This window comes from Martelella sp. UBA3392, from assembly GCF_002358775.1.
Classification (GTDB): Bacteria; Pseudomonadota; Alphaproteobacteria; order Rhizobiales; family Rhizobiaceae; genus Martelella; species Martelella mediterranea.
The window spans coordinates 3,002-3,272 of the sequence record NZ_DEPM01000080.1; the positions used below are offsets into that span (position 1 = coordinate 3,002).

Annotated in this window: 1 protein-coding gene; it reads left to right on the forward strand. The window is 51.3% G+C overall.

The genetic code is table 11. The annotated features are described in order from the left end of the window. Positions 1–107: 107 nt before the first annotated feature. The coding region (locus B4E36_RS06065; RefSeq protein WP_345900115.1) for a glutamine synthetase beta-grasp domain-containing protein at positions 108–271 on the forward strand (164 nt) is incomplete at its 3' end.

Consider the following 271-nt stretch of genomic DNA (forward strand, 5'->3'; position numbering starts at 1 on the left):
GCATCCGCACCGGCGAAACCGGCGTTGACGCCATCTGATCCATCCCTCCTCTTTTGACAAAGACGGGGCATCCCTATCGTCATCTTCTTATGCAAGGAAAACGTTAAATGACGACAGCTTCTGAAATTATGAAACAAATCAAGGACAACGACGTCAAGTTCGTGGATCTGCGCTTTACCGACCCCAAGGGCAAGCTGCAGCACGTGACGATGGACATTTCCGCTGTCGATGAAGATTTGTTCGCCGACGGCATCATGTTCGACGGTTCGTC